This is a genomic window from Clostridium acidisoli DSM 12555, from assembly GCF_900176305.1.
GTDB classification, from domain to species: Bacteria; Bacillota; Clostridia; order Clostridiales; family Clostridiaceae; genus Clostridium_I; species Clostridium_I acidisoli.
This window is the reverse complement of sequence record NZ_FWXH01000030.1, coordinates 1-25,552: the sequence shown is the minus strand read 5'-3', so window position 1 is coordinate 25,552 and position 25,552 is coordinate 1. Positions and strand designations below refer to the sequence as shown.

The window sequence follows — 25,552 nt, the reverse complement described above, 5'->3', positions numbered from 1 at the left end:
AAGTAACTTCTCTCACCTTTGACGGCTTTAGCATCGTCAAAGCTTTCATCTAGCCGAAGGCTTTCTTTAATCTTTTTATCTAGCTTTAGCTATGATGAAAATCTTTAACTCTTGCTTCGCAATATCTTTGTACTAAGAACAATCAATCTTCTAACGTTCCCCTTATAGTAGAAGCTCCTGCAGTAAAAAAGGCAACTGCAAATAGGAGTAACACCCCTATGTTTGGAAGTATCGAAATTAACCCCTTGTTATTAAGAACCACATCTGTAAGTGCTGTAACTGCCCAGCTTTGAGGCATAAAGTAAGCAACATGCTTAAGAACAGGTGGAAAGAATTCTAATGGCATATATGATCCACCCATTAAACAGCTTATCTGAATTACCATTTGGCATATCATTGGTGCATTATTACGAGATTTTATAAGTCTACATAATAAAACTCCGAGGCCAAGTACTACAAGTATAAGAGAAGTAAACAATATCAAAAGTGCAGGAATAGAACTTCCCCAGCTTAACTTAAATAGTAAGGTTGTGCTACCAATCATAAGCAATACTTGTAGCCATCCTACTATTAAAAAGGCTAAAACTATTGAAAAAAGCAATACAAATTTGCTATTAGGAGTGCTAAGGCTTCTTTTTAAAGTTTTGTCATCTTTTCTTGCTATAACTTCGTTAACTATAAATATTACAGTAAACATCATAAAACTAATACAAAGGTTAATAGAGATTTGATTTCCAAGCGAATTCGTTTTATTCTTTTTAACTGTCTGTGAGGTGGCCATTATCTTGTTAGAGGCCACTGTCTTTGAAAGTTCAGCTACAATATTATTTGATGGTGGAAGCTTTGATTTTAAACTTGCTGAGATTTGTTTTGAAATTAAATTTTCATTTATAAAAGAATTAATTTTATTATCTGCTATCAAATTTGTGTTTCCACTGCTTAATGTTAGAACTTGTATATTTGGTTCAGAGCCATTCTTTAAAGACTCAGAAAAATTATGAGGTATCATTATCGCTTCTGCAACTACATTATGTTCAACTCTATATTTTGCATCAGCTTGGTTTGCTACATATACATTAAAGTTTGGAGAATTTTTAAATTCTTGTATTAAATTATTACCCATTTGTCCATTGTCTTTATTTACAAAATCAATATAAAGTACGTTTGTATTGTCATTATTATTTCCACTGCCAGAAAAAAAGGTAACTAGACACATGACAAACATTGGCATTAAAAGCGTTAATAAAAGCACGCTCTTATTAGAAATCATTCTTTTTAAGTGTAATATGGTTAATTTGAAAACTTGCATACTAAATCCTCCTAATATTCATACTTTAGTTTTATAGCGCCAAAGGAAATGCATAAGGAAGCAATAACTAATATTATGGCGAGAACTCCTACAATAGAAGAAAAACTATCGTTAAGCATGTTGCTAGAATAAAGATTATTAATCCAATAATTGATTGTAAAATGAGGAACTTCTCTCATAAATCCAGTGTAATAATCGGTAGGGAAAAAGCTTCCTGAAAACATTGACATTATAACTACAATAAGGCTAACTAGTACTGAGATTAGATTTATGCTTTTAAATAGAGTTATTATTATAGCGGTAAAGGCTGTGATTATGATGGCATGGGCTATTACAATTGGAATAAGGGTAAAATTGTTTCCAAAGTTTACGTCTATAAATAGCGATGAAACTACTAAAAAACATAATATTTGTACTGTAGATATTATAAAGGTAGTTAGAAGTTTTCCAAAATAAAAACACAATTTATTTGTAGCCGTTGAATATATTCGATTTAAAGTTCCATTTTCTCTTTCCTTTAATATACTACTTGACTGAGTCAAAACAATAAATAAACTAAACATTATTAGCATACTTGAAGAAAATTGCTGCTTAAATGTAAGAACCTTAGCTTTTGGAAGAGAGATATAGTTTAAATGAGTTTTATTTAAATCAGTGTCTATTATAGGAAGCAGGCTAGTAAATATTTTTTCAGTTAAAGTTTCGTCTTTTGAATTCTCTAGAATAACACTGTAAGCGCTGCTGTTCGTGTTAAGATAAGAACAGTAGGAAGTTACTATGTCAGATATAATTTCGCCATTTACACCAGCAGAAGGTGCTTTTAATACCTGTATGGATGCTTTTTTATTAGTTTCAATGTTCTGTGAAAAGTTTTTTGGAATAATTACCGCAGCAGTATACGTTCCATGTAATAACGCATCATTTACGTCATTAGTAGTAGAAAGCTTTTCTAAAGAAATAATTTTATTAAGCTTAGCTTCATTAAAAATGTTCTCTAACGGTTTTGATTCTTTATTGTTACTTAAATCTACGTAGGCTACTGTAAATTTTTTTATGGTTCTATCTGGATTTAATATATTTTTATAAAGTGTTCCATACATAAAAGAGAATACTAAAGGAGCAATTAAAAATACAAAAATATATACTTTAATGTTAACTAAAAATAATTTTAATGAATTTATAAAAATACTGAAAGTCTTCATGCCTATCCCCCTAATCTCTTAGATTCTTGCCAGTTAATTTTAAAAATACGGTTTCTAAATTAGGAACTTTTACATTTAAATTTTGTATCTTAACGTTGTTATGAATTAAAATATCAATAATGTCTTGAATGCCATTTTTATTAGAACTGTTTATAATTATTGTTAATAGTCCATCTTTAAAATTAATCCCGCTAACATTTTTAAGAGCTCTTAACTTTAGCTGAATTTCATTTGAATAATTTGTTAGATTTATCTCAATATTTTCCTCATTTGAAATCATTCTTTTAATCTCATCTTGAGTTCCACCAGCTATAATCTTACCTTCATCCAATATCATAAGCCTATTGCAAAGGGATTCAACCTCCTCCATATAATGACTTGTGTATATTACTGTAGTTCCGTATTTTTCGTTAAGGTTTTTAGTAAACTCTAAAATATGATTTCTAGACTGAGGATCAATACCAACAGTTGGTTCATCCATTATAAGTAGTTTTGGGTGATGCATAAAGGCAGCTGCAATGTTAATTCTTCTTTTCATTCCACCAGAATAATTTTTTATTTTATCCTTTGCTCTGTCTTTTAACCCTGTAATCTCCAGAACTTCATCAATTCTTGATTTTAAAAGTGATCCACTTAGCCCGTAAAGGGTTCCCCAAAATTTTAAATTATCAATTGCACTTAAACTTTCATAAAGGGCTATGTCTTGAGGTACAACACCAATGCTTTTCTTTGCCAAGGTTGGATTTTTTATGATGGAATAACCATCAATTATAACATCACCTTGATCTGGTTTTACGAGCCCACATATCATAGAAATAATTGTGGATTTTCCTGCACCATTAGGACCTAGAAGTCCAAAGGTTTCTCCTTTGCCTATTGAAAAATTTATATTGTCTACCACTAATTTATCGTCATATCGTTTAGTTATATTTTTTAATTCCAAAATTGTCATATCTAATCACCTCTTGTGTTTATTATATAATTTTAATAAATGCTTAAAAAATGAACTAGGTCATAAGATTAAAAAAATAACCATGACTTAAGTCATGGTTTGAAGATTCTTTACTTAATAATATTGTTTTTGAAGGCAAATATAGCAATTTGAGTTCTGTCTCGAAGTTGAAGTTTAGATAAAACCTCTGTAATGTAATTCTTAATAGTTCCCTCCGTAACATAAAGTCTTTCAGAAATTTCTTTATTGGTTAATCCTTCGCTTATACTTTTTATTACATCAATTTCTCTAGAGGTTAGTGAAAAAGTATGCTTTATATCTTCTATAGAAGCAGCCATATTTGATGAATTGGATTGTATTACTTTTGATGCCACCTCTGGATTCATTATTATATTTCCAAGGTGAACCCCTTTAATGCTATCTATTACTACTTCATGAGAGGTGTCTTTTAATAGATAGCCGCTAGCTCCAAATTTCATTGCATCAAAAATGTATTCGTCATCATTAAAAGTAGTTAATATTAAAATCTTAGTATTTGGTGAAGTTTCTTTTATAAGCTTTGTACCAGTAACACCATCAACTTTGGGCATTCTTATATCCATAAGGACTACATCAATAGGATTATTTTTGCAAAGGCTGTATGCTTCCTCACCATTAGCACAAAGACCAATAATTTCAAGGTTAGGGTCAGAACCAATTATAATATTAAGGCTGTCTCTTATAAGTTTTTCATCATCAACTATAGCTATTTTTATCTTATTCATTATTGCCCTCCTTAAGTTCAGCTATATTTTGGTTTTTAGGGATAAGTATATTTATCTCAAAACCTTGAGCTTCATGATTAAAGTATGAGAACGTGCCACCAATAAAATTTATCCTATTTTCCATATTTGTTAATCCAAATCCTTTCTCCATGTTTTTACTGCAGGTACCATTATCTCTTATATGAACATAAATTTCATTTGGTGAAAAATTCATGTTTATTTTTATATTAGTTGCGCCTCCGTGTCTTATGGAATTACTAAAACTTTCTTGAAACACTCTATAAAGTGTAAAACTTTGATCAGAATTTAAATCATAAACCATTTTAGAAACATTAAAATCCACTTTAACGTTTGAATTTTTTTCAAAATTTATAATAAGTTCTTTTAACAAAAATACACCACTGCCTTTATCAAAGGCTGAGGGACTTAATTCTCTAACTGCACGTCTAACATCTTCAAGACCAGTTTTGGTATAGGAAAGCATATTTGAAAGCATGGTTTCAGCTTCTTTTGGATTTGATTTCCACAAAAATGGGACTGCCTGAAGCTGAATTATTAGGGTTGATAAAGTATGACCAACTGTATCATGTATTTCTCTTGAAATTCTATTTCTTTCTTTAAGTAAAGTTATTTCTTCCACGGTAGAAGAGTAACTCTCCAGCCTTTCGTAAGCATCTTTAAGTTTTTCCTCAGAAATTCTAATTTTATCATATAATTTTTGAGCTTCAACCTTCTTTTCTTTTTGAGACTTAATATATTTGCCAAGAGATCCAACACCAATAATTACAATAGTGTTAAAAATTACATTTATGTACGTGTAATTTTGAAGTTTAGAATAGTCAGGATGCAAACTTATTAAAACTACAGCAACATATAAAATTAAATTCATGATTATTGATTCTACATTCTTAAGCATTGTTGAAGCATCTATTACAGTTATAAAGAAATAGATAAAAGTAAAACCTTTAAAGCTATTGTATAACAAACATATAACAAGTGTTTCAAATAGTAGAGAAAGTATAATAAAAAGGTTATGTTCACCAAGATAATATATTCTAAGTTGCGTGTTTATAATGTAAATTAAGAGATATATAACTAGTTTTAAAATGTTAAGCTTATGGTCTACATTAAGTGTAACTATTGATAATGATATACAAAAAAATATTGAGTATCTAATAAATAAAAATAGATATTCGTTTTCTTTCTTCATTGATTCACCGCCTGTATTTTTTAGTTTTTTCATAGCTCTAATCATTAGTTTAAAATATATTTGTAAATAAGGCAATTGTAAGAAAAAAATTGTTACTTTTTCTTATTTGTGATATAATATAAAAAATTGTATTTAAAGGTGTGAAATGGATAATTGTTTTTTAACTAACAACTAATTTAATAGTTTTCTCAGAAAAGTGTATACGGGTTAGTCTACATTTTAAGAGATGATAGTTAAAAAACGCTAATAGGTACAAATAATATTGATAGTATGAACTACAACCTAATTAGGGAGTAGTTTTATTTTTTTTGAATTAAAATATGTAGTGTATTTTTCTATCATCTCAAAATAAAATTATTTTGGAGATGGTTATATGTATGTAAAATTCAATGAATTAAGTAAGCTTTATGGAGAAAAGTACATCTTAAAAGATGTATGTGGAGAAATACAAAAAAATGAGAAAATAGGACTAATTGGAAGTAATGGAACAGGAAAAACAACATTATCAAAAATAATCACAGGAATTTTAGAATATGATTCAGGTAAAGTAGAATACACATCTAGTAATATAAAGATAGAATATTTATCTCAGTTTTATGAGGGACTAAAAGATATTTCTGTAAACAATGATATTTTAAATAAATTTAAGAGAAATAAAGACAAGGAAATTAAATTTAAGAAATCATTAGAGGCTTCAGGATTTACTAAGGATAAATGGGTTAACAAAATAAATACTCTAAGTGGTGGAGAGAAAACTAAATTAATGCTATGTGAAATTTTTACTAAGGATTTTGATATAATTATTTTAGATGAGCCTACCAATCATATGGACATATACGGGCAAAAATGGCTTGAAAATAAAATAAATAAATTAAACAAAACTGTTATTATAATATCTCATGACAGATATTTTCTTGATAATACAGTCTCAATTATTTGGGAACTTTCACATATAGGACTAAAAAAGTACAATGGGAATTACTCAAGTTATAAACTTCAAAAAGAAGAAGAAGAAAAAAGCATATTTAAGGAATATGAAAAACAAGATAAAAAAATTAAGCATCTAAATAAGATTATAGATGAAAGAAAAATTTGGTTTGAAAAAGCACATAAAGCTGCAGGACAAAATGATTTTTTAAGATCAAAAGCAAAAAAGCACGTATCTGTTTTAAGAGCTAAAGAAAAAGAACTTGAAAGGATTGAAAAAGAGAGAGTAGAAAAGCCTAAAAAAACAGTACCACCGTATTTTAATATTATAAATAAGAAATTTATAAACAAAAAAACACCTAAGTTTTTAATTAAAGTTATAGGACTTAATAAGAAATATAAAGAAAATATATTTGAAGATGTATCTTTTAATATGATGAAAGGAGATAAGATTGCATTAATTGGCAATAATGGTACAGGAAAAAGTACATTACTTAAAATTTTGAAAGGCATAGACAAGGATTATACAGGAGAATTAAATGTTAATCCATCTTTAAGTATAGGCTACTTTTCTCAAGAACTAGATAATCTTTATTATAATAAGAGTGTCATAGAAAATGTCATATTAAGTAACAATATAAATCTGACAGAGGCTAGAAATTTATTGGCTTCCTTACTTTTTAGAGGAAATGATATATACAAAGAAGTAAAAGATTTAAGTATGGGTGAAAAAGCTAGAGTTTCTTTTGCAAAAATTATATTGGAAGGAGTTAATGTATTAGTATTGGATGAACCAACAAATTACATGGACATAGAATCTAAAGAGGCATTAGAAGAAGTATTCAAAGAATTTATGGGGTGCATAATATTTGCTTCACATGATAGATATTTTATAAATGCTATTTCAAATAAAATACTTGAATTTAATAATGGAACTATAGATGTGTATAACGGTAATTATAAAAATTATTTAAATAGAGATAAGAATATGAAATCAAGTGAAAATCGTAAACAGATAAAGGATAATATTAGAATATTGGAATGTGAGTTAAGCTTTCTAAGTGGTAAACTGGATGAAAAATTAGGGGAAGGAGAAAAACAAGTCTTAACAAACAAGTTTTTGGAAAGAGCTAGAGAATTAAATGTCTTAAAAAATAAAATTAAATAGGAAGTCATTTTTTAGACATAGATTTAGGAAATAGCTATTAATAATTAAGAAACATAAATATATTTTAGTTTATTGGGTACAATATCCCTGTAATAAACTTTACAGGAGGTTTTTGATATGAATATTAGAAATGGGAAAAGTATTGCTGCTATAGCAATTTGTCTTGTACTAGGAACGAATGTAATGTCATACGCTTCAACTACTACAGGTGTAAAAGATTGTAAAAATGCAAATCATAGTTTAATGAGGTCTGGGTTTAATAAAAAAGGTGACATGCCGGGTATTTTGGAAAGACTAGGTATATCAAAACAAGATTTAGATGCAGGAATAAAATCAGGAAAGACATTGTTTGATATAGCAAAGGAAAAAGGACATTCGGAATCCGAAGTTAAAAATATGATGATAGAAGAAAAAATTAAGTACATAGACAGCGAAGTTCAGAAAAACACTATATCCAAGGAAAAGGGAGAAGAAATAAAAACTAGATTTAAAGATAGGATACAGAAGTGGGATGGTCACCTAAAAGATCATAAGTGCAATAAAGACACAAATGAAAACAGTGAAAATAATAACAAAACTCAAAACCAAACTCAAGATAAAGAAGAAAAAGCTGATTAAAGCATTTTTTTTGTTAAAGGAAGTTTATATTATGATATAGAGATTATTTCATATGTACTTCCTTTTTTCTTATTATTAGAATCTCTTAGTTATTCACTGTCTGACTTGCTAATAAAAGTTTATTTCTTATGATTAAGATAAGTGGAAATACGGGTTGATAATATAAAGTTATAGTGATATATTAATATAAAAAGTGTATATACAGCTGTAAAGTTAAAACGGAGGTTGTGAATATGTCGCAATATTTAAAAGAGCAAATATTAAAACTTAAAAAAGAAAAAAACGCTATAATATTAGCTCATTATTATCAAGTAGGAGAAATTCAAGATATAGCAGATTTTGTAGGTGATTCTTTTGAACTTAGTAGAAAAGCAAAAGAAAATTCAGCAGATATAATTGTTTTTTGTGGAGTAAGATTTATGGCAGAGAGTGCTAAGGTTTTATCACCAAATAAGACGGTCTTATTACCTGTTAAAGAAGCCGGATGTCCCATGGCAGATATGGCTGAAGTAGAGCAGGTATTAAATATGAAAAAAGAGCACCCAAATGCAAAGGTAGTTACTTATGTTAATTCTTCTGTTGAAGTAAAGGCAGTTTCAGATATATGCTGCACTTCGTCAAATGCAATAAAAATAGTAAATAAAATTGATGCTAATGAAATAATATTTATCCCAGATAAAAATTTAGGCTCTTATGTTCAAGAACAAGTCCCTAATAAAAAGATTGTTTTATGGAATGGGCATTGCTGCGTTCATGATAGAATTACTGCCGATAATGTTTTAAGATCAAAGGAAGACAATCCTAAATTAAAGGTATTAGTTCATCCGGAATGCAAAAGTGAAGTAAGAAATTTAGCAGATTATATAGGCAGTACTAGTGGAATAATAAACTTTGCTAAAGAAAGTCAAGATAATGAATTTTTAATTGTTACAGAAGAGGGAGTACTTCATAAACTTGAAAAAGAAAATCAAGGAAAAGAGTTTACAGGAATAAGAGGCATGACATGCAAAAACATGAAAAAAACAACACTAGAAGATGTATATGCCTGTCTTGAGGAAATGAAATATGAGATAAATATAGATGAGGCTGTTAGAAAAAAGGCAGCTAATGCCTTGGAAAATATGCTTATTTTAGGAAGTGATTAAAATGGATTTATATTCAGATGTACTTGTAATTGGAAATGGCGTTGCAGGGATGTTTGCAGCACTTAACATTGACAAAAAATATAAAGTTATACTCATTTCAAAAACTAAAGCAGATGATTGCAATACGTACCTTGCACAAGGAGGAATTTCAAAAGCTAAAAATAAAGATGATATTGATCTTTTTGTAGAGGATACAATGAAAGCAGGCAAGGGGAAAAACAAAATTGAAGCTGTAAGAGTTTTAGCAGAAGAGTCAATAAAAAACATAGACATCCTTATGGAATTAGGAATGGAATTTGATAAAGATGGAGAAGATTTTGATTATACTAGAGAAGGCGCCCATACTATAAATAGAATAGTTCATTCTGCAGATGTAACTGGAAAGAGAGTTTTTGAGACTTTATTTAAAGAGGTAGAAAAAAGAGAAAACATAATTCTGTATGAAAATACTACTTTAGTGGACATACTAAAGTATGAAGGAATGTGTGCTGGAGGAGTAGTAATAAAAGAAAATCAAGTTCATACTATACATTCTAAATTTACTATACTTGCCACAGGTGGTATAGGGGGACTCTTTAACAATTCAACTAATAGAAGATGTATGACAGGTGATGGCATTGCAATTGCCATTAAAAATAATATTAAACTTTCAAATTTAAATTATATTCAGTTTCATCCAACAGCACTTTATGAAAGAGGTTCAGAGGATAGAAAATTTCTTATTTCAGAATCTTTAAGAGGAGAAGGGGCTCATCTTGTTAATAAAAATAAAAAACGGTTTGTGGATGAACTTCTTCCAAGAGATGTAGTTGCAAATAGAATATGGGAAGAAGAAAAAAATACAAATTCAAAGTGTGTGTATCTTGATATAAGCCATATGGAAAACAAATTCATAAAAAGCAGATTTCCTGGAATTTATAATGGATGTAAAAAAAGAGGTCTTGATATAACACAAAAACCTATACCCGTAACGCCAGTTCAACATTATTTTATGGGTGGAATAGACGTTGATCTAAATTCCAAAACATCAATGGAAAATTTATATGCTTGTGGAGAAGTAAGTTGTACAGGAGTTCATGGAGCCAATAGACTTGCAAGCAATTCACTTTTAGAGGGCTTAGTGTTCTCTAGGAGAGCGGCTCTTGATATAAATAAGAAGATTGACAAAACTAGTATGATAAATTTAAAACATAAGTTAGAAATAGAAGAAGCTAAGTCAATAGAAGAAACAAATTTAAAATATGTTTTAGATACATTTGCCAAGGCGTTAGGAGATAAAAAAAATGAACTCATTAATAGTTGATGAAATAATTAAAAATGCACTTTTAGAAGATGGTGCATATGATGATATAACAACAAATTCTATTATAAGTGGAAATGAAGTTTGTAAAGTTGATTTAAAAGCTAAAGAAGATGGAATTTTATGTGGTATAGAAGTATTTAAGAGGGTATTTGAAATTTTAGGTGATGCTAAGGCTGAATTTTTAGCAAAAGATGGAGAAAGAATAAAAACGGGACAAATTATTGGAACAATTGAAGGCTTAACTTCAACGGTTTTAAGTGGCGAAAGGGTGGCTCTTAATTTACTTCAAAGAATGAGTGGTATAGCAACAATAACAAATAAGTTTGTATTAAAGATAAAAGAGACCAATACAAAACTTTTGGATACAAGAAAGACTACACCAAACCTTAGAGTATTAGAAAGATATGCTGTTAAAATTGGCGGCGGAGAAAATCATAGATACAATTTAAGCGATGGTGTTTTAATAAAAGATAACCATATAGCCGCAGCAGGGGGAATAAAATCAGCTATTGAAATGGTTAGAAACAATGTGTCCTTTGTAAAAAAAATAGAAGTTGAAACAGAGTCCCTTCAAGAGGTTCGTGAAGCAATAGAAGCAAAGGCAGATATTATTATGCTTGATAATATGGATTTAAATACTATAAGAGAAGCACTAAAGTTAATTAATGGGAAAGCTTTAACTGAAGTTTCTGGTAATGTGGAGCTTGATACGGTAAAAGCATTAGCAGAAACAGGAGTAGATTACATTTCAACAGGGTTTATAACGCACTCAGCAAAAATACTTGATTTGAGTATGAAAAACTTAGTTAAGTTACAATAATATAATATATTTTAATAAAGTTTCTACAATCTAACGCATAGCTTGTCTATAGTTTGATGTAGGGACTTTATTTTGTTACAACCGTACAAATCCTTCTATATACTATATATATTCATTTTGATATAATAAAAATTATAAATGACTTTATATAATACGAGGGGTAAGTACACATGAACAAGGAATTTAAGGCTGATATAAGTTTGTTTTTAGCAACCATAGTTTGGGGATCTAGTTTTCCTATAGTAAGTTTAGCAATGAAGGGTTTTTTGCCATACTCCTTTGTAATGCTTAGATATTTGCTTGCGACTATTATATTGTTACCACTTTGTTTTAAGAGATTTAAAAATATAAATAAAAAAACGGTTATAGCAGGAACTATAATAGGATTTACAGTTTTTGGAGGAACAGCGCTTCAAACGGCTGGATTAGTGTATACTACACCAAGTAAATCTGGTTTTATTACTGGTCTAAATGTTGTGATGGTACCAATTCTGATTGCCGTATTGTACAAAAAAATTCCGGATTTTAGAATAATTGTCGGAATATTGGTATCATTAATAGGTCTTGGAGTAATGTCACTTAGTGGTAAGATGGCATTAAATATTGGAGATGCCTTAACAATATTAGGAGCAATAATGTTTTCAATTCAAATTTTGGTTGTTGATAAATATGCAAATAATGTTGATATTCTCCTGCTCACTTTTGTAGAGTTTTTCTCTACAGGTGTATTTTCTATAATTCCCTCAGGTATTGTTGAAAAATTTAATTTCAATTTCAGTTTTATATCTGTGTTTGGTATAGTGTATACAGCAATTTTTTGTACTGTAATAGCATACCTGATTCAAAACAAAATGCAACCATATACAAACCCATCTCATGCAGCAATAATATATTTAGCGGAACCTGTTTTTGGTGCTATTTTCTCCACCTTTATAGGAGATAGGCTAACAGGAAGAGTTTTAATCGGATGCATACTTATATTTTTAGGGATGGTTGTTATAAATTTAAGGGTTATTTTATCAAAAGCTGTAGTAAAAAAGGAAGAGAATATTGGGAGGAACAAGGATGAAAATATTATATTATGATTGCTTTTCTGGTATAAGTGGAGACATGAATCTAGGCGCATTAATTGATATTGGGGTGCCAAAGGATTATATAATTTCCGAGCTAGAAAAATTAAATGTAAGTGGATATGAAATAACAGTGAGTAGAGATATGAAAAAAGGTATTTCGGGAACAAAAGTAGATGTTATTCTTACAGAAGAACATCATCATAACATAGAAGAAAAAGAGCACCAGCACGAACATGAGGGACATGTTCATAAGCATAGAGGCCTTAAAGAAATAGAGGAAATAATATATAAAAGTGAACTTAGTGAAAAAGTAAAAAAAATGAGTATGGATATATTTATGCAAGTTGCAAAGGCTGAATCAAAGGTTCATAATAAGCCGCTATATGAAGTCCATTTTCATGAGGTTGGTGCAATTGATTCAATTGTTGACACAGTTGGAGCAGCTATTGCCATAGATTATTTAAACGTAGATAAAATCATCTGTTCATCTATTGAACTTGGAGGTGGATTTGTAAAATGTGAGCATGGAATAATACCTGTTCCAGCTCCGGCAGTTGTAGAAATTTTAAAGGATGTTCCTGTTAAATCCGGAAAAGTACAGTTTGAAACAACTACACCAACAGGTGCTGCCATTTTAAAGGCAATGGCTAATGAGTATAGTGATAATAAAGAGTTCAGCATTAAAAAGGTTGGTTATGGTTTAGGAAAAAGAGATACAGATATACCTAATGTGTTGAGGGTATTTTTAGCAGAAAGCAATAAAGACAAAAATTTAGAGGTAGAAAAAGCATACGTTTTAGAGTGCAATATAGATGATATGAATCCAGAATTTTATGATTACATAATAGATGGGCTATTTCAAAAAGGAGCAGCAGATGTATTTTTAACTCCTATAATTATGAAAAAAGGAAGACCGGCAGTAAAATTAAGTGTACTTTTAAATAACGAAAAATATGAAGCAATTGAAGAATTTATATTATGTGAAACTTCAACTTTAGGATTTAGAAAATATGAAGTGGAAAAAAGTATGCTAAAAAGGGATTTTGCCAAAATTAATACTAAATATGGAGAGGTAACCATAAAAAACGGATATTATAAAGGTAAAAAAGTTAAAAGTAAACCTGAGTATACTGAGTGCAAGGAGCTTGCAATTAAAAATGAAGTTACATTAAAAGAAATTTACGATGAAATTAATAAATAGTAACTAAGCCGTGTGGAGTGGGTGAAAATATGGATTCAGAGAATATGAGAGAATTTTTAAGAAAAATAAAAGACGGAGAGCTTAGTATAGATGAGGGACTAGAAAAAATAAAAGATTTATCATACACAGACCTTGGTTATGCTAAGATTGATAATCACAGAGAATTAAGAGTTGGGTATCCTGAAGTTATATATTGTGAAGGAAAAACAGTAGAACAGGTTAAAGGAATTGTAGAAGCCATGTACAAAAAGAACAATAATATTTTAGGTACAAGAGCGTCTAAGGAAATGTATAATGCAGTTAAAAAAATATGCCCAGAAGTAGTTTATAACGAAATATCTAGGACATTGCTTGTAAAGAAAAAGGAATATAAGTTAACAGATTCATATATAGCTGTAGTAACAGCAGGAACCTCAGACCTTAGGGTGTCTGAAGAGGCAGCTATTACAGCAGAAATGTTTGGCAACAGAGTTGAAAGAATTACAGATGTTGGTGTTGCAGGCATACATAGACTTTTTGATAAATTGGAATTAATAAGGGGTGCTAAAGTTGTTATTGTAATTGCAGGTATGGAAGGGGCTCTTGCAAGTGTTATAGGTGGTTTAGTTGATAAACCAGTTATTGCAGTTCCTACTAGCGTTGGATATGGAGCAAATTTTGGAGGACTTTCAGCACTACTTTCAATGCTTAACAGTTGTGCTAGTGGTGTCAGTGTTGTTAATATTGATAATGGTTTTGGGGCTGGATACAATGCTAGCATGATTAATAAATTAGGTTATGATTTAAAGCAATGTTGAAAATGGATATGTAAAGAGTAGGAAAGAGGTAAAATTAATGATGCAAGTTAATATAGAAAACACAGTTACACTAGCTATTGTTAAAAAAGAGGAACTACAAAAATTTAAAAGAGACTTGCAGGAAGCATTTACCGCGGCCATAGTTGAAACATTTGGCTCTAATTCAGATAAGCCTATTCCTTCTGAAAAAGAGATAGGAGAATCCTTTAATTCTTCTGGCTCTATTGTTTATCATATACTAGCTAATGGGAAAAAAATGGGTGGGGCTGTACTTGTTATAGATGAAATAACACAACATAATTCCTTAGATTTCTTTTTCATTTATGCAAATGAACATAGTAGCGGCATTGGTTACAAAGCTTGGAAAGCTATTGAAGAGAAGTACCCTAAAACAAAGGTTTGGGAAACTCATACACCATACTTTGAAAAGCGTAATATACATTTTTATGTAAATAAATGTGGATTTAAAATTGTAGAATATCTTAATAAACATCACCTTGGTGCACATGCATTAGACGATAATAAATTACCAGGTGGAGAAGATTTCTTCAGGTTTGAAAAGATTATGAAACAATAATTTTTTTAAGACACATCTTAACCATATATAAGTTAAGAAGGATGAGACCTTAAAAATGATTAAATTCATTTTAAGGTCTTATCTTTTTGTTTTTTTGAGAATTATTTAGGAATAAGTAAAATATATTGTTATATGAAAAGTTTTTAGCAGAGGGTGTGTATGCATTACTTTATTAGTTTAGGGAGGCCGTTTAATGAACATTATCGATAGTATGGAAAAAAATTTAAAGGAAGTACTAATCAATTCCACTTTAGAACTTTTAGATAAGAATCCAGAGAAGAATATTGAAAAAATATTTTCTCTAATAAGAAAAACAGTAAAATATCCAGACGAAAAAGCAAGAATAGACTTTGTTTATAATTATTATAAAGAAAACAAAGTAACACAAAAATTTGTACAAGACATAGTAAAAAACACAGATAAAAATTGCCTTAAAAAGTTTTTTGTAAACTTTTTTGCAAATGCAGTATGGTTTGGTAAGGATCAAAGAGCAAAACTTGAACAAGAAGGAGGAGAGGTTCCCCTTTTAATTCTTTTAAGTCCATCAATGAGGTGCAATTTAAGATGTACAGGTTGCTATGCTGGAAATTACAGTAAAGAAGATGACATATCAGAAGAGGAGGTTGACAGATTAGTAAAAGAGGCTAGGGAACTTGGAATCTATTATATAATAATTTTAGGAGGAGAACCATTTATAAACAAATATATGTTAAATATATATGAGAAATATAATGATGTCATGTTTACTCCTTTTACAAATGGAACACTTATTACACCAGAAGTTGCAGATAAAATTAAAGAGTTAGGTAATGTTGTTCCAATGCTTTCACTTGAGGGTTTTGAAGAAGAAACAGATGGTAGGAGAGGAAAAGGTGTTTTTAACAAAGTTATGAATGTAATGGATATGCTCAAGGAAAGAGGAGTATTGTTTGGAGTTTCGTCAGCAACAACTAGATACAATATAGACACGGTTACCTCTGATAAATTTATTGATATGTTAATAGAAAAGGGATCTAAAATGAGTTGGTATTTTTTATACATGCCTGTTGGTGAAAATCCTAACATAAAAACTATGCTTACACCAGAGCAAAGATTGTATCTTGGGGAAAGAACAAGGAAGATAAGAACAGAAAAACCTTACTTTACAATAGACTTCTTTAACGATGCTCCATATGTTGGTGGTTGTATTGCTGGAAAATATTATTGCCATATTAATTCTAAAGAGGATGTTGAACCATGCATTTTTGCGCATTTTGCTACATGTAATATAAAGGATAAACCTTTGAAGGAAGCATTTAAAACTGAATATTTTAAAGAGTTAAGGGATAGACAACCTTACAATAGAAATTTGCTGTTACCTTGTATGATGATTGATAATACAGAGGTTATAAGAGAAGTTGTTGCAAAGACAGGAGCGTATCCAACTGATCCCAATGCTGCGAGAATGGTGGAAGATCCGGAGTTTATGTATGAATTAGATAGGCTTTCTGAGGAATTTAAACCAAAAGCAAAAAAAGCATGGAAAGAAGTATTTGACGAAAAGGGAAATTACGACATGTCTAAATTGTAAATATCACAGTAATACTCATTTTATTGTCATTAATTTGAAAAAAAGTATGGACATTTTCATTGCATAAAATTAGAATTATGAGTATAGTTAATTTGTTAGATTAGGAGCAATGATAATGAATAAAATGAGAAGAATGTTAATTATAGGAATGTTAGCAATAAGTAGTGTATGGATAACTTCATGCAAACAAAATAAGCAAGAAATTACTAGTAATAATAAGCCAAATGAATTAAGTGGAAAAGTTAATGTATGGGGCTCTACTAGAGATTCTGAATTACTAGGCAAAGAAGTTGCTATTTTTAAAAAAAAATACCCCAAGGTAGAGATAAATGTAACAAATTCGGATATAAATAGCATAAAGGATAATCTATCTAAAAATTTAAAGAACAAAACAGATGTGCCCGATATTATAAGTTTAGAAGATACAGATGTGCCTTCAATGGTTAAAAGTTTTAAAGACAATTTAATTGATGCAGAAAATGTATCAGATTTTAAAAGTGATTCATATATAAAATATCAGATATATAATTCAACCTATGGCAATAAGATTTACGCTTTTCCATGGTACGTTGATCCTGTATTTGTGGCATATAGACAAGACATATTAGGAACTTTAAATGTTAAATCCGGGGATATAAAATACTGGAGTGAATATTTAAATGTAGGTACAGGTCCTGTAAAGGCAGCTGGAAAAGCTATGTTATCAATGGATTATTTTAATAATAGCCGTCTTTATAATATTGGTATGCGACAATTAGGTTTGAATTATTTTGATGACAATGACAAATTAGATTTAGAAGATTCTATTAAACCATCAGAGTTAGTAGTTAATTCTTACAATAATAAAATATTATATGATGATAGTAAAAAACTTTCTGATGTGCAAAACTTTGGTGATGGAAATACATTATCTATAGTTTCTGATTTAAGCACCTTAAGGGATATAGAAAACAAATATACAAATTTAAAAGGAAAAATTAATGTGGAAAAGATGCCTGCCTTTGAGGCTGGTGGAAATAGAGATGTGGTAGAGTTTGGAGAAAACTTAATGGCCTTAAAAAATGCTTCCAAAAACAAAGCTGCAATGGAATTCATTAGATTTTTAACTACTAGTGATGAGAATGATTCACTTTTATTTGATAACTATGGGTATTTAACTTCAAATACATTGAAGTATGCAAATATTAAATTTTATAACACGGATAGTTTTTATAATAAAAAATTAGGAAAAATTGCAATTAATGAATCAAATAATCTTGTAAATGTAAAATATAATGAGTATTTTCTTCAAATAAAGGATATGGTACAAAATGCTACAATAGATAGTGCTACTTCAAATAAGGATTTAAAACAAAATATATATAGCGTACAAAATACAATTGAAACTTCAAATATAATTGATAAATAATATTAAGAATTCTTCTGGCATTTGCCAGGAGAATTCTTAGTTTAAGACATATTTTTTGATAACGCTAGTCTAAGTTAGTATTAGTTTGCAGCTTATTCTCAAATAATGTGTTATAAACTTTTAACGTTTTCTCTGCAGTTTTTAGCCATGAAAAATTTTCGGCTTCTATTAATGCTTTTTCAGATAATTTTTTAAGTTTATCATTGTTAGTTAATAAACTGTAAATATTAGAGCAAAGCTCATCGATATCTGATGGATTTATCATTATTGCACCACTGCCAACTATTTCACGTATAGAAGGTATATTAGAAGTTATAACAGGAGTACCACATTTCATAGCTTCAAGAGGAGGAAGTCCAAAACCTTCATAAAGTGAAGGATATACAAATATCTTAGCGGCATTATAAAAGATTGGAAGGTCGTGGTTTTCAATGTAATCTGTAAAAACAATATTTGAAGAAACCTTTGAATTTTTACTTATCTTTTCCAAGTTTTCAATCTCATCCTTTTTAGCACCACAAATCAGTAGATTAATATCTTCATCTAGTTCAGGTTTTATCTTTTCAAAAGCTTTAATAAGTAAACTTACGTTTTTTCTTGAACTAAAGCCTCCTATATACAAAATGAAATTATAGTTAATTCCATACTTTTTATTTATATAATCTTTACAATATTTTTTGTTTAAAGGTGTATAAATTTTATCAGCAGCTAAGGGCGTAACAAAAATTTTATTTGGATCTACAGGGAAGAATTTTAAAATATCAAGTTTTGAACATTCAGAAACAGTTATTATGGCATCTGACATATCTATAATTCTAGGCATATCCTTTAAAAACTTTATTAAATAACCTCTACCAACGGTTTCGGGCATAATATAAGGTATTAGATCATGGATTGTAACAACCTTTAAACAGTTTATATTTTCTGAAAGCCCAATTCCATTTTGAGGGATATGATATATATCAACATTATTGCTTTTTATATCTAAAGGGAAATAATGTTCTTGAAAAAATCTGTGATATCTTTTAGACGCCATTTTTACATTTGTGTTTGATTTTTGAAACATTTCATAATCAGCACCAGACCAAAAGAGTGTGTACTTGTTTATTTTATCCAAAGTTAAAAGATTTTTAAGAAGATTTTCTGTATAGGTACCAATACCAGTACCCCTGTACCAGTTTATGCCTCTGGCATCAAAAGCAATTTTCATATTATCGACTCCCAAAAATTGATTAATATGTTGCATATATTAATAATATTATTGTTCAGTTACAAATGTGCTAGTATTCACACACTTATAAATAAATTCATATAATAAAAGCATAATAATAGTTTTTGGAGGCAAAAGCCTTGGATGGTTTTGAGGTTACAAAGCTTGTAAATTTTAATTATGATGTAAATGTAGTTAATGTTATAAAGATAAAAAATGTTTATAGACTAGAATGCAAGGAGGGAGATTTTTGTCTTAAGGTTATTCATTATGAACTTGGGCACTTTTTGTTTATTCTAGAAGCAATTAAACATCTAATAACAAACGGCTTTACTAATGTTGCAGAAATAATATGCAGCAAAACTGGAAGTGAATATATAAGCTTTGAGGAACATTACGCTTATCTTACACCGTGGATTACTGCTAGGGAATGTAATTACGATAATCCCTTAGATTTACTTTTAGCCTCATCTACACTTGCAAATCTTCATAGAAAAAGTGAAAACTATACCATAACGAAAAATATGAATCCGAGATATAATTGGGGTAAATGGGTTGAGGTTTTTAATACAAGACTCAAAGAAGTTCTTGATTTTAAGATGAAAATAGAGGAGAAATCTAAAAAGACAGAATTTGATTTTAAATATAAAAACATGATAAGTGATGAAATCAAAAGAGGGGAAAGAGCAATAGAAAATTTGAAATCAACAAATTATATAGAAAAAATGAAAGAAGAAATTAAGAAAAATGGATTTTGTCACCATGATTATGCACATCATAATGTACTAATAAGCAAAAATCAAGAGGTAACAATAATAGATTTTGATTATTGTATTTTAGACACCCATCTACATGACTTATCTAGCCTGCTTATAAGAAAAATGAAAAATGGGAAATGGGATTTAAAAAGTTCAATCTACATTTTGGATATATATAATTCTATATACACAGTTTTAAAAGATGACATTCAGATTATGGCGGCCTTTATAGAATTCCCTCAAGAATTTTGGCAAATTGGAATTCAATATTATTGGGAGAGACAGCCCTGGGAGGAAGAAAATTTTATGAGCAGGCTAAATCGTATAGAGCTAGATAGATGTGAAAGGCAAGATTTTGTTGAGGAGTTTAGAACGTTAAAATACGGAAATTAAATTATTAATGATATGCTTGAGGTGAGTATATGTGTGAAGTTAATAGATTAAGTCTAGAGCAATATTTGCTTGAGAAAAATATTAAGATTATAGGTAATTTTAAAGAAAATCCTATAACAAGTGATATTACTGAAGATAAGGTTTTAGAGCAAATGGATGCAATTTATAGGTTTCATTTAGCAGCTATTAATTACGATGGTTTTGAATATAAAATTATTAATAATAAAATAGGTAAAACTGTTGAAAAATATAAAGTACTTCTAAAAAATTTAAAAAAGACAATGAAGAAAATACAATCAAATACTTACATTAATGATTTTGAAGCTATTGTACTCAAAAATTCAGATATCTACCTAAAAAGAGCTGAAGAGTGCATGGAGATAGTAAATAACTCTAATTATATAGAACTTGTTAAAAGAAGTATGAAAAGATCAGAGTTATGCCTTACGAACACATATTTTAACAATATTAGAATTAGAAGCGGATTAGAGATAGCTAGCGTAAAAAGATGTGCTTATAATATGTTAGAAATGGATGGAGTTTATTTGATTAGAAAACTTAAAAGAGTTGGTGCTTATATAGATTACAATAAGGCAATTGACTATTTTTGCAAGATTGAAGGGTTTGATAAAAACAGCAACATGTTTATGAAAGCATTATGTTCTTACCCTCATGAGTATATGAAATGTTGCGAACGATATAGGTTAAATAGTAATCCTTTAAATATAGAATATTATGAGATAAAGATTAACAATGCAATAAAAAGAGATGGAAAGAGTTTGGTGTCGGAGGGAAGCTTATGTTAGATTTAGGATACCTAGATAAAAATTATCTTTCAAAATATGATTTGGATGTTAGATTGTTTGATAAATATAATTTTAAAGTCTATGATGTGATTCCTGTTAGAAAAGCATATATGCTTATTACTAAAAGTGGCAATAAAATACTTAAGAAGATTGACTATACTTTAGAAGAATTTAAATTTATAGTTAATGCACTGGAATATGTAAAAAGAAATTTTACGAGAGTAATTGAATTTGAAAAAAACTTACAGGGTGACATTTGCACAAAATGGAATGGTGAATTGTATTGTATTATGAATATGGTTGATGGAAAGGAATGTGAGTTTAGCAATCCAGTGGAACTCGCAATTGCAGCACGTGGAATTGGGGAACTTCACAAAGCATCAGAGGGTTTTAGAGACAAAACTTCAAGTAAATATGTATGTGGAAATTTAATAACAAGTTTAAATAGGAAGAAAGAAGAAATGATGTTTTTTAAGAACATGGCCAATCTTTACGAAAACAAGAGTGAATTTGATGATATTTTCTTAAAAAATGTGAATAGTTATATTAACAAAATAGAAGATAGCATAGGGCTTTTAAATAAAAACTTATATTATAAGTTGTGCAGTGAGGAGGATAAAATAGCTCTTTGTCACCATGATTTAGCACATCATAATGTAATAATAAAAGAAGACAATGCATATTTCATAGATTTCGATTTTGCAGTTATAGATTTAAAAATTCATGATATATGTAATTTTATTAACAAGGTTATAAAAAGTTTCTCATTTGATATTGACAAGGTTAAGATTATTATAGAAAATTATAGGTTATCAAATACTCTAAACAATAATGAGATAAACATTCTATACAGCATGCTGACTTTTCCACAAGATTTTTATGAAATATCAAAAGACTATTATACAAGGAGAAAAGAGTGGGATGAAAGAGTGTTTGTTTCCAAGTTAGATAGGAAGATTAAGCTAGAGGATGATCGAGTTGACTTCTTAAGCGACTTTAATAAGAAAATAAAGATTTAAGATAATATTATGAAAATGTGTATCAAAGGTTAAGCTTTTGATACACATTTTTTATAATTATTTATCAGCAATAGATTTATATATTTTTAAGGTTTCTCTTGCTGTATTTTCCCACCTTAACTTACTTGTTAATAACAATCCCTTATTTATCATATCCTGTCTTAAAGCTTCATCGTACATTCCTCTATATAAGGCTTCGCAGATATCATCTTCATTGTAGGGGTTTACTAGTAGCGCACAGTCATTTAATATCTCAGGTAAAGAAGTTACATTAGATGCAATTACGGGGATACCTGAAGCCATGGCTTCAATAGGTGGAAGGCCAAAACCTTCATAAAAGGATAAATATACAAATAGTTTAGCGGAGTTGTACAGATATGGCATATGCTCAAGTGGAATGAAACCTGGATAAATAACGTTATTTTCGATTTTAAGTTTTTCAGTAATAGATTTATACTTTTCAAAAGACATCCCTTTTTTCCCAGCGATAACAAGTTTCAAATCCTTTGAAGACTTTGATAAAAGTTTTGAAAAAGCATAAAGAACACCAACAATGTTTTTTCTAGGGCTAAAGCCACCAACGTATAATATGAAGTCTCCAGATAAACCATAGAATTTTTTTATTATACTTGAGCTTAAATCTTTATCTAGTGGTTTATAAATTTCTTCAGCCGCAAGATAGGTTACATGTATTTTATCTTGGGGAAAATTAAAAGCTTTTGAAATGTCTTTTTTTGAAAAATTTGAAACAGTTATTATACCATCACATAATTTAAGTATATTAGGAAGTTCCTCATTAAATATATGGAGATATTTATCACTAACAGTGTTTGGCATTCTAAGTGGGATTACATCGTGAAGGGTTATAATAAATGGACATTTTTTTTCAAGTGGTAAGCCAACACCATTTTGAGGAACATGATATAATTTCATATCATTTTCATTTAAATTATTTGGAACATTTACTTTAGACCAAAAATTTCCTGAGCAATCTTCATTTACATTACATATTTTAAAGTTTTGTGAGAATTTTATATCTAAATTTTCACAATTTGGCATAAAAAGAATATAATCATTTTTATTATCAATATTATTTAAGGAATTTATTAGATCAAAGGTATATGTTCCAATACCGGTTCCTCTATATAACTTAGCAGCTCTTGCATCAATACCTATTTTCATAAGCCTTACCTCATTATTTCTACAATTCATTATATTAAAATGCAGGATGAATTGTTAATGTTATTAATCCATATTCTAAATAAAATAATATACTCATATACATATTTTATGGGAGGTGATAAAGATGATGCGAGAGTTTGAAATTGAGAGACAATTTGATATTAAAATTGAATCAATAAAACCCAATCGAGGGGTGTATTATTTAAAAACAAATAAAGGATTTAAATGTCTTAAAAAAATTGATTATGGTATCCAAAAACTTTTATTTGTGTATTCCGCTAAAGAGCATCTTATTTCAAAAGGATTTACTGGTGTTGATAGATACTGCCTTAATGCAGAAGGAAACCCTTATGCACTTGTAAATGAAGATATATATACTCTTTCTGAATGGATTGAAGGAAGGGAATGTAATTTTTATGATAAGAAAGACTTAATAAATTCGTCTAAAACACTGGCAGTTTTACATGAAAGGTCTAAAGGGTATGAACCACCCGAAAATAGTAAACTTAAAACTGATCTTGGAAGATGGAATCATCTTATGGAAAAAAGAGTGAGATCTTTTGAAAAGATGAGGGACATGGCAAGAAAAAAAGGAAGAAAAGCTGATTTTGATATGAGTTATATAAAAAATGTGGATTACTTTAAACAAATGGGATTAAAATCTATAAAGGTTTTAAATAGTTCTGAATACATTAATCTATGCAAAAAGACAGAGGAAGAAAAAGGGTTTTGCCATCATGATTATACTTATCACAATATAATTATAGACAAAGAAGAAAAGGTTAATGTTATTGATTTTGATTATTGTAAAAGGGAAATAAGAGCTTATGATATATCAAATTATATGATAAAAGTTCTTAAGAGATGTGATTGGAACATAGACTATGCAAAACTTATAATTGATGCCTATAATGATATTAGTCCATTAGAGGAAAGAGAATACAGGGTATTATTTGCATTCCTTCTTTTCCCTCAACGTTTTTGGAGATTGTCTAATCGTTTTTATTATAATGAGGTAAACTGGGGACAGAGTACGTTTAATAATAAAATACAGGAACTAATAGAGGAAAGGGAAAAATATACTAAATTTATAGAAGACTTTAAAGAAATGTATGATCAGCAAAATTAGAATTATTAAATATTGCTGTCTCCTTAAAAATTATGAATAAGTAACAATAAATATATATTCTCATATCATATAATAACAGCAATTAATTAGGATTTTATCATATGAAAATAGGGGATACAGTTGTAAGAAAATCTTATAACAAAGATATAACGTTTAAAATTATTGATGTTAAAGATGTAAATGATAAAATTATTTACGTGTTAAAAGGAGTAAATTTAAGAATAGTAGCAGATGCAGATGGCGAAGACTTAGAAGAAGTTAAGGAGGACAGTTTTGGTAGAGCAGAAATTTTATTTGATAAAAAGGTAAATGATTCAATTAGAAGCATAATAAATGAAAGAGATAATAAAGATGTAAAAAAAAAGCATAAAAGTTCAAAACAAATTAAAATTACTCCGATAAATAATAACAAATCCATGACGTTTAGAAGACCAGGGAAAATACTTCATATAGATGGTGATGCTGCCTATTTAGAGGTATGTTTAAAGGTATATAAGCAACTTTCAATTGATGCAGTAGGAAGAGTTATTACAGAAAGTGAGCAACCGGATAAGATACTTAGTCTTGTAAAAGAAGTAAAACCAGATATTGTTGTCGCAACTGGCCACGATGGCATATCAAAAGATATAGAAGACTATATAGATCTTAATAATTATCGTAATTCAAAGTATTTTGTTGAAGCTGTTTGCAGGCTTAGAGAATATGAACCTAATTATGATAATTTAGTAATATATGCAGGGGCATGTCAGAGCTGCTATGAGGCAATCTTAGACGCTGGCGCAAATTACGCTAGTTCACCAGAACGAGTACTAATTCATTGCCTTGATCCAGTTTTTGTATGTCAAAAGGTTGCTTACACAAGTATAAATGAAATTGTAAACATACAAGATGTTGTGAAAAACACTATAACAGGCTACAAAGGTATTGGAGGGTTACAAACCCGTGGAAAATGTAGAGAAGGGTATCCAAAGTCTGCATTCATTAGATAAACTGAGTCTCATGGCTTTACTG

General features: G+C 29.3%; 23 protein-coding genes. 16 read left to right on the top strand and 7 right to left on the bottom strand.

Going from position 1 to position 25,552, the window contains the following annotated elements; genetic code table 11:
- Window positions 1–142: 142 nt before the first annotated feature.
- From B8978_RS17985 to B8978_RS17965, 5 genes are all read right to left on the bottom strand, one after another.
- Window positions 143–1,309 carry an ABC transporter permease gene (locus B8978_RS17985; protein WP_084117676.1) on the bottom strand — a complete coding sequence of 389 codons (1,167 nt, stop codon included), beginning with the start codon at window positions 1,307–1,309 and terminating at the stop codon, window positions 143–145.
- An 11-nt stretch (window positions 1,310–1,320) separates the two neighbouring features.
- Entirely contained in the window at window positions 1,321–2,511 is a 1,191-nt protein-coding gene (locus B8978_RS17980; RefSeq protein WP_084117675.1) for an ABC transporter permease, read from the bottom strand.
- A gap of 10 nt (window positions 2,512–2,521) precedes the next feature.
- A complete protein-coding gene (locus tag B8978_RS17975; protein ID WP_084117674.1) occupies window positions 2,522–3,463 on the bottom strand; it encodes an ABC transporter ATP-binding protein in 942 nt (313 codons plus the stop codon).
- A gap of 110 nt (window positions 3,464–3,573) precedes the next feature.
- Window positions 3,574–4,227 (bottom strand): response regulator transcription factor, encoded by a 654-nt coding sequence (locus B8978_RS17970; RefSeq protein WP_084117673.1) that lies wholly within the window; start codon window positions 4,225–4,227, stop codon window positions 3,574–3,576.
- On the bottom strand, window positions 4,220–5,437 hold the full coding sequence (locus B8978_RS17965; protein WP_176212747.1) for a sensor histidine kinase: 1,218 nt from the start codon (window positions 5,435–5,437) through the stop codon (window positions 4,220–4,222). Before B8978_RS17965 ends, B8978_RS17970 begins: the two co-directional genes overlap by 8 nt.
- Before the next feature lie 373 nt (window positions 5,438–5,810).
- Here B8978_RS17965 and abc-f point away from each other — a divergent pair, with 373 nt between their 5' ends.
- From abc-f to B8978_RS17910, 11 genes are all read left to right on the top strand, one after another.
- On the top strand, window positions 5,811–7,532 hold the full coding sequence (gene abc-f / locus B8978_RS17960; protein WP_084117671.1) for a ribosomal protection-like ABC-F family protein: 1,722 nt from the start codon (window positions 5,811–5,813) through the stop codon (window positions 7,530–7,532).
- A 117-nt stretch (window positions 7,533–7,649) separates the two neighbouring features.
- A complete protein-coding gene (locus B8978_RS17955; RefSeq protein WP_084117670.1) occupies window positions 7,650–8,150 on the top strand; it encodes a hypothetical protein in 501 nt (166 codons plus the stop codon).
- 197 nt (window positions 8,151–8,347) lie between these two features.
- Entirely contained in the window at window positions 8,348–9,295 is a 948-nt protein-coding gene (gene nadA / locus B8978_RS17950) for a quinolinate synthase NadA (protein WP_278327217.1), read from the top strand.
- Window position 9,296: 1 nt separating this feature from the next.
- On the top strand, window positions 9,297–10,598 hold the full coding sequence (locus B8978_RS17945) for an L-aspartate oxidase (RefSeq protein WP_084117668.1): 1,302 nt from the start codon (window positions 9,297–9,299) through the stop codon (window positions 10,596–10,598).
- The gene (gene nadC / locus B8978_RS17940; protein WP_084117667.1) at window positions 10,579–11,418 is read left to right on the top strand and encodes a carboxylating nicotinate-nucleotide diphosphorylase; all 840 of its coding nucleotides are present in this window, start codon (window positions 10,579–10,581) and stop codon (window positions 11,416–11,418) included. Before B8978_RS17945 ends, nadC begins: the two co-directional genes overlap by 20 nt.
- Window positions 11,419–11,588: 170 nt before the next feature.
- A complete protein-coding gene (locus B8978_RS17935) occupies window positions 11,589–12,503 on the top strand; it encodes a DMT family transporter (RefSeq protein ID WP_084117666.1) in 915 nt (304 codons plus the stop codon).
- Window positions 12,484–13,692, top strand: coding sequence for a nickel pincer cofactor biosynthesis protein LarC (gene larC / locus B8978_RS17930; RefSeq protein WP_084117665.1), 1,209 nt, complete (start codon window positions 12,484–12,486; stop codon window positions 13,690–13,692). Before B8978_RS17935 ends, larC begins: the two co-directional genes overlap by 20 nt.
- A 29-nt stretch (window positions 13,693–13,721) precedes the next feature.
- Window positions 13,722–14,489: a nickel pincer cofactor biosynthesis protein LarB gene (gene larB, locus B8978_RS17925; protein ID WP_084117664.1), complete on the top strand. Its 768-nt coding sequence runs from the start codon at window positions 13,722–13,724 to the stop codon at window positions 14,487–14,489.
- A gap of 37 nt (window positions 14,490–14,526) precedes the next feature.
- Window positions 14,527–15,066, top strand: coding sequence for a GNAT family N-acetyltransferase (locus B8978_RS17920; protein WP_084117663.1), 540 nt, complete (start codon window positions 14,527–14,529; stop codon window positions 15,064–15,066).
- 193 nt (window positions 15,067–15,259) lie between these two features.
- A complete protein-coding gene (locus tag B8978_RS17915; protein ID WP_084117662.1) occupies window positions 15,260–16,636 on the top strand; it encodes a radical SAM/SPASM domain-containing protein in 1,377 nt (458 codons plus the stop codon).
- Between the two features lie 115 nt (window positions 16,637–16,751).
- Window positions 16,752–18,044 carry an ABC transporter substrate-binding protein gene (locus B8978_RS17910; RefSeq protein WP_176212746.1) on the top strand — a complete coding sequence of 431 codons (1,293 nt, stop codon included), beginning with the start codon at window positions 16,752–16,754 and terminating at the stop codon, window positions 18,042–18,044.
- 64 nt (window positions 18,045–18,108) lie between these two features.
- Here the strand turns inward: B8978_RS17910 and B8978_RS17905 are convergent, their stop codons facing one another.
- Complete coding sequence (locus B8978_RS17905) at window positions 18,109–19,254, bottom strand: glycosyltransferase family 4 protein (RefSeq protein ID WP_084117660.1); 1,146 nt, start codon at window positions 19,252–19,254, stop codon at window positions 18,109–18,111.
- 140 nt (window positions 19,255–19,394) lie between these two features.
- Here B8978_RS17905 and B8978_RS17900 point away from each other — a divergent pair, with 140 nt between their 5' ends.
- Genes B8978_RS17900 through B8978_RS17890 form a run of 3 tightly spaced genes read left to right on the top strand, consistent with a single transcriptional unit; the run spans window position 19,395 to window position 22,230 of the window.
- Window positions 19,395–20,405 carry a CotS family spore coat protein gene (locus B8978_RS17900; RefSeq protein WP_084117659.1) on the top strand — a complete coding sequence of 337 codons (1,011 nt, stop codon included), beginning with the start codon at window positions 19,395–19,397 and terminating at the stop codon, window positions 20,403–20,405.
- A 29-nt stretch (window positions 20,406–20,434) separates the two neighbouring features.
- Entirely contained in the window at window positions 20,435–21,211 is a 777-nt protein-coding gene (locus B8978_RS17895) for an Hcp family type VI secretion system effector (RefSeq protein WP_084117658.1), read from the top strand.
- A complete protein-coding gene (locus B8978_RS17890; protein ID WP_084117657.1) occupies window positions 21,205–22,230 on the top strand; it encodes a CotS family spore coat protein in 1,026 nt (341 codons plus the stop codon). The genes B8978_RS17895 and B8978_RS17890 overlap by 7 nt, the downstream gene beginning before the upstream one ends.
- A gap of 57 nt (window positions 22,231–22,287) precedes the next feature.
- Here the strand turns inward: B8978_RS17890 and B8978_RS17885 are convergent, their stop codons facing one another.
- Entirely contained in the window at window positions 22,288–23,412 is a 1,125-nt protein-coding gene (locus tag B8978_RS17885; RefSeq protein WP_084117656.1) for a glycosyltransferase family 4 protein, read from the bottom strand.
- A gap of 124 nt (window positions 23,413–23,536) precedes the next feature.
- Here B8978_RS17885 and B8978_RS17880 point away from each other — a divergent pair, with 124 nt between their 5' ends.
- A complete protein-coding gene (locus B8978_RS17880) occupies window positions 23,537–24,541 on the top strand; it encodes a CotS family spore coat protein (RefSeq protein ID WP_084117655.1) in 1,005 nt (334 codons plus the stop codon).
- 101 nt (window positions 24,542–24,642) lie between these two features.
- Entirely contained in the window at window positions 24,643–25,530 is an 888-nt protein-coding gene (gene yabG, locus B8978_RS17875) for a sporulation peptidase YabG (RefSeq protein WP_084117654.1), read from the top strand.
- The last annotated feature ends 22 nt before the right edge of the window (window positions 25,531–25,552 follow it).

Coding starts and splice junctions, on each gene's coding strand:
- B8978_RS17985 (WP_084117676.1), bottom strand. CDS start 1,309: ATGCAAGTTTTCAAATTAACCATATTACACTTAAAAAGAATGATTTCT.
- B8978_RS17980 (WP_084117675.1), bottom strand. CDS start 2,511: ATGAAGACTTTCAGTATTTTTATAAATTCATTAAAATTATTTTTAGTT.
- B8978_RS17975 (WP_084117674.1), bottom strand. CDS start 3,463: ATGACAATTTTGGAATTAAAAAATATAACTAAACGATATGACGATAAA.
- B8978_RS17970 (WP_084117673.1), bottom strand. CDS start 4,227: ATGAATAAGATAAAAATAGCTATAGTTGATGATGAAAAACTTATAAGA.
- B8978_RS17965 (WP_176212747.1), bottom strand. CDS start 5,437: ATGAAGAAAGAAAACGAATATCTATTTTTATTTATTAGATACTCAATA.
- abc-f (WP_084117671.1), top strand. CDS start 5,811: ATGTATGTAAAATTCAATGAATTAAGTAAGCTTTATGGAGAAAAGTAC.
- B8978_RS17955 (WP_084117670.1), top strand. CDS start 7,650: ATGAATATTAGAAATGGGAAAAGTATTGCTGCTATAGCAATTTGTCTT.
- B8978_RS17945 (WP_084117668.1), top strand. CDS start 9,297: ATGGATTTATATTCAGATGTACTTGTAATTGGAAATGGCGTTGCAGGG.
- nadC (WP_084117667.1), top strand. CDS start 10,579: ATGAACTCATTAATAGTTGATGAAATAATTAAAAATGCACTTTTAGAA.
- B8978_RS17935 (WP_084117666.1), top strand. CDS start 11,589: ATGAACAAGGAATTTAAGGCTGATATAAGTTTGTTTTTAGCAACCATA.
- larC (WP_084117665.1), top strand. CDS start 12,484: ATGAAAATATTATATTATGATTGCTTTTCTGGTATAAGTGGAGACATG.
- larB (WP_084117664.1), top strand. CDS start 13,722: ATGGATTCAGAGAATATGAGAGAATTTTTAAGAAAAATAAAAGACGGA.
- B8978_RS17920 (WP_084117663.1), top strand. CDS start 14,527: ATGATGCAAGTTAATATAGAAAACACAGTTACACTAGCTATTGTTAAA.
- B8978_RS17915 (WP_084117662.1), top strand. CDS start 15,260: ATGAACATTATCGATAGTATGGAAAAAAATTTAAAGGAAGTACTAATC.
- B8978_RS17910 (WP_176212746.1), top strand. CDS start 16,752: ATGAATAAAATGAGAAGAATGTTAATTATAGGAATGTTAGCAATAAGT.
- B8978_RS17905 (WP_084117660.1), bottom strand. CDS start 19,254: ATGAAAATTGCTTTTGATGCCAGAGGCATAAACTGGTACAGGGGTACT.
- B8978_RS17895 (WP_084117658.1), top strand. CDS start 20,435: ATGTGTGAAGTTAATAGATTAAGTCTAGAGCAATATTTGCTTGAGAAA.
- B8978_RS17890 (WP_084117657.1), top strand. CDS start 21,205: ATGTTAGATTTAGGATACCTAGATAAAAATTATCTTTCAAAATATGAT.
- B8978_RS17885 (WP_084117656.1), bottom strand. CDS start 23,412: ATGAAAATAGGTATTGATGCAAGAGCTGCTAAGTTATATAGAGGAACC.
- B8978_RS17880 (WP_084117655.1), top strand. CDS start 23,537: ATGATGCGAGAGTTTGAAATTGAGAGACAATTTGATATTAAAATTGAA.
- yabG (WP_084117654.1), top strand. CDS start 24,643: ATGAAAATAGGGGATACAGTTGTAAGAAAATCTTATAACAAAGATATA.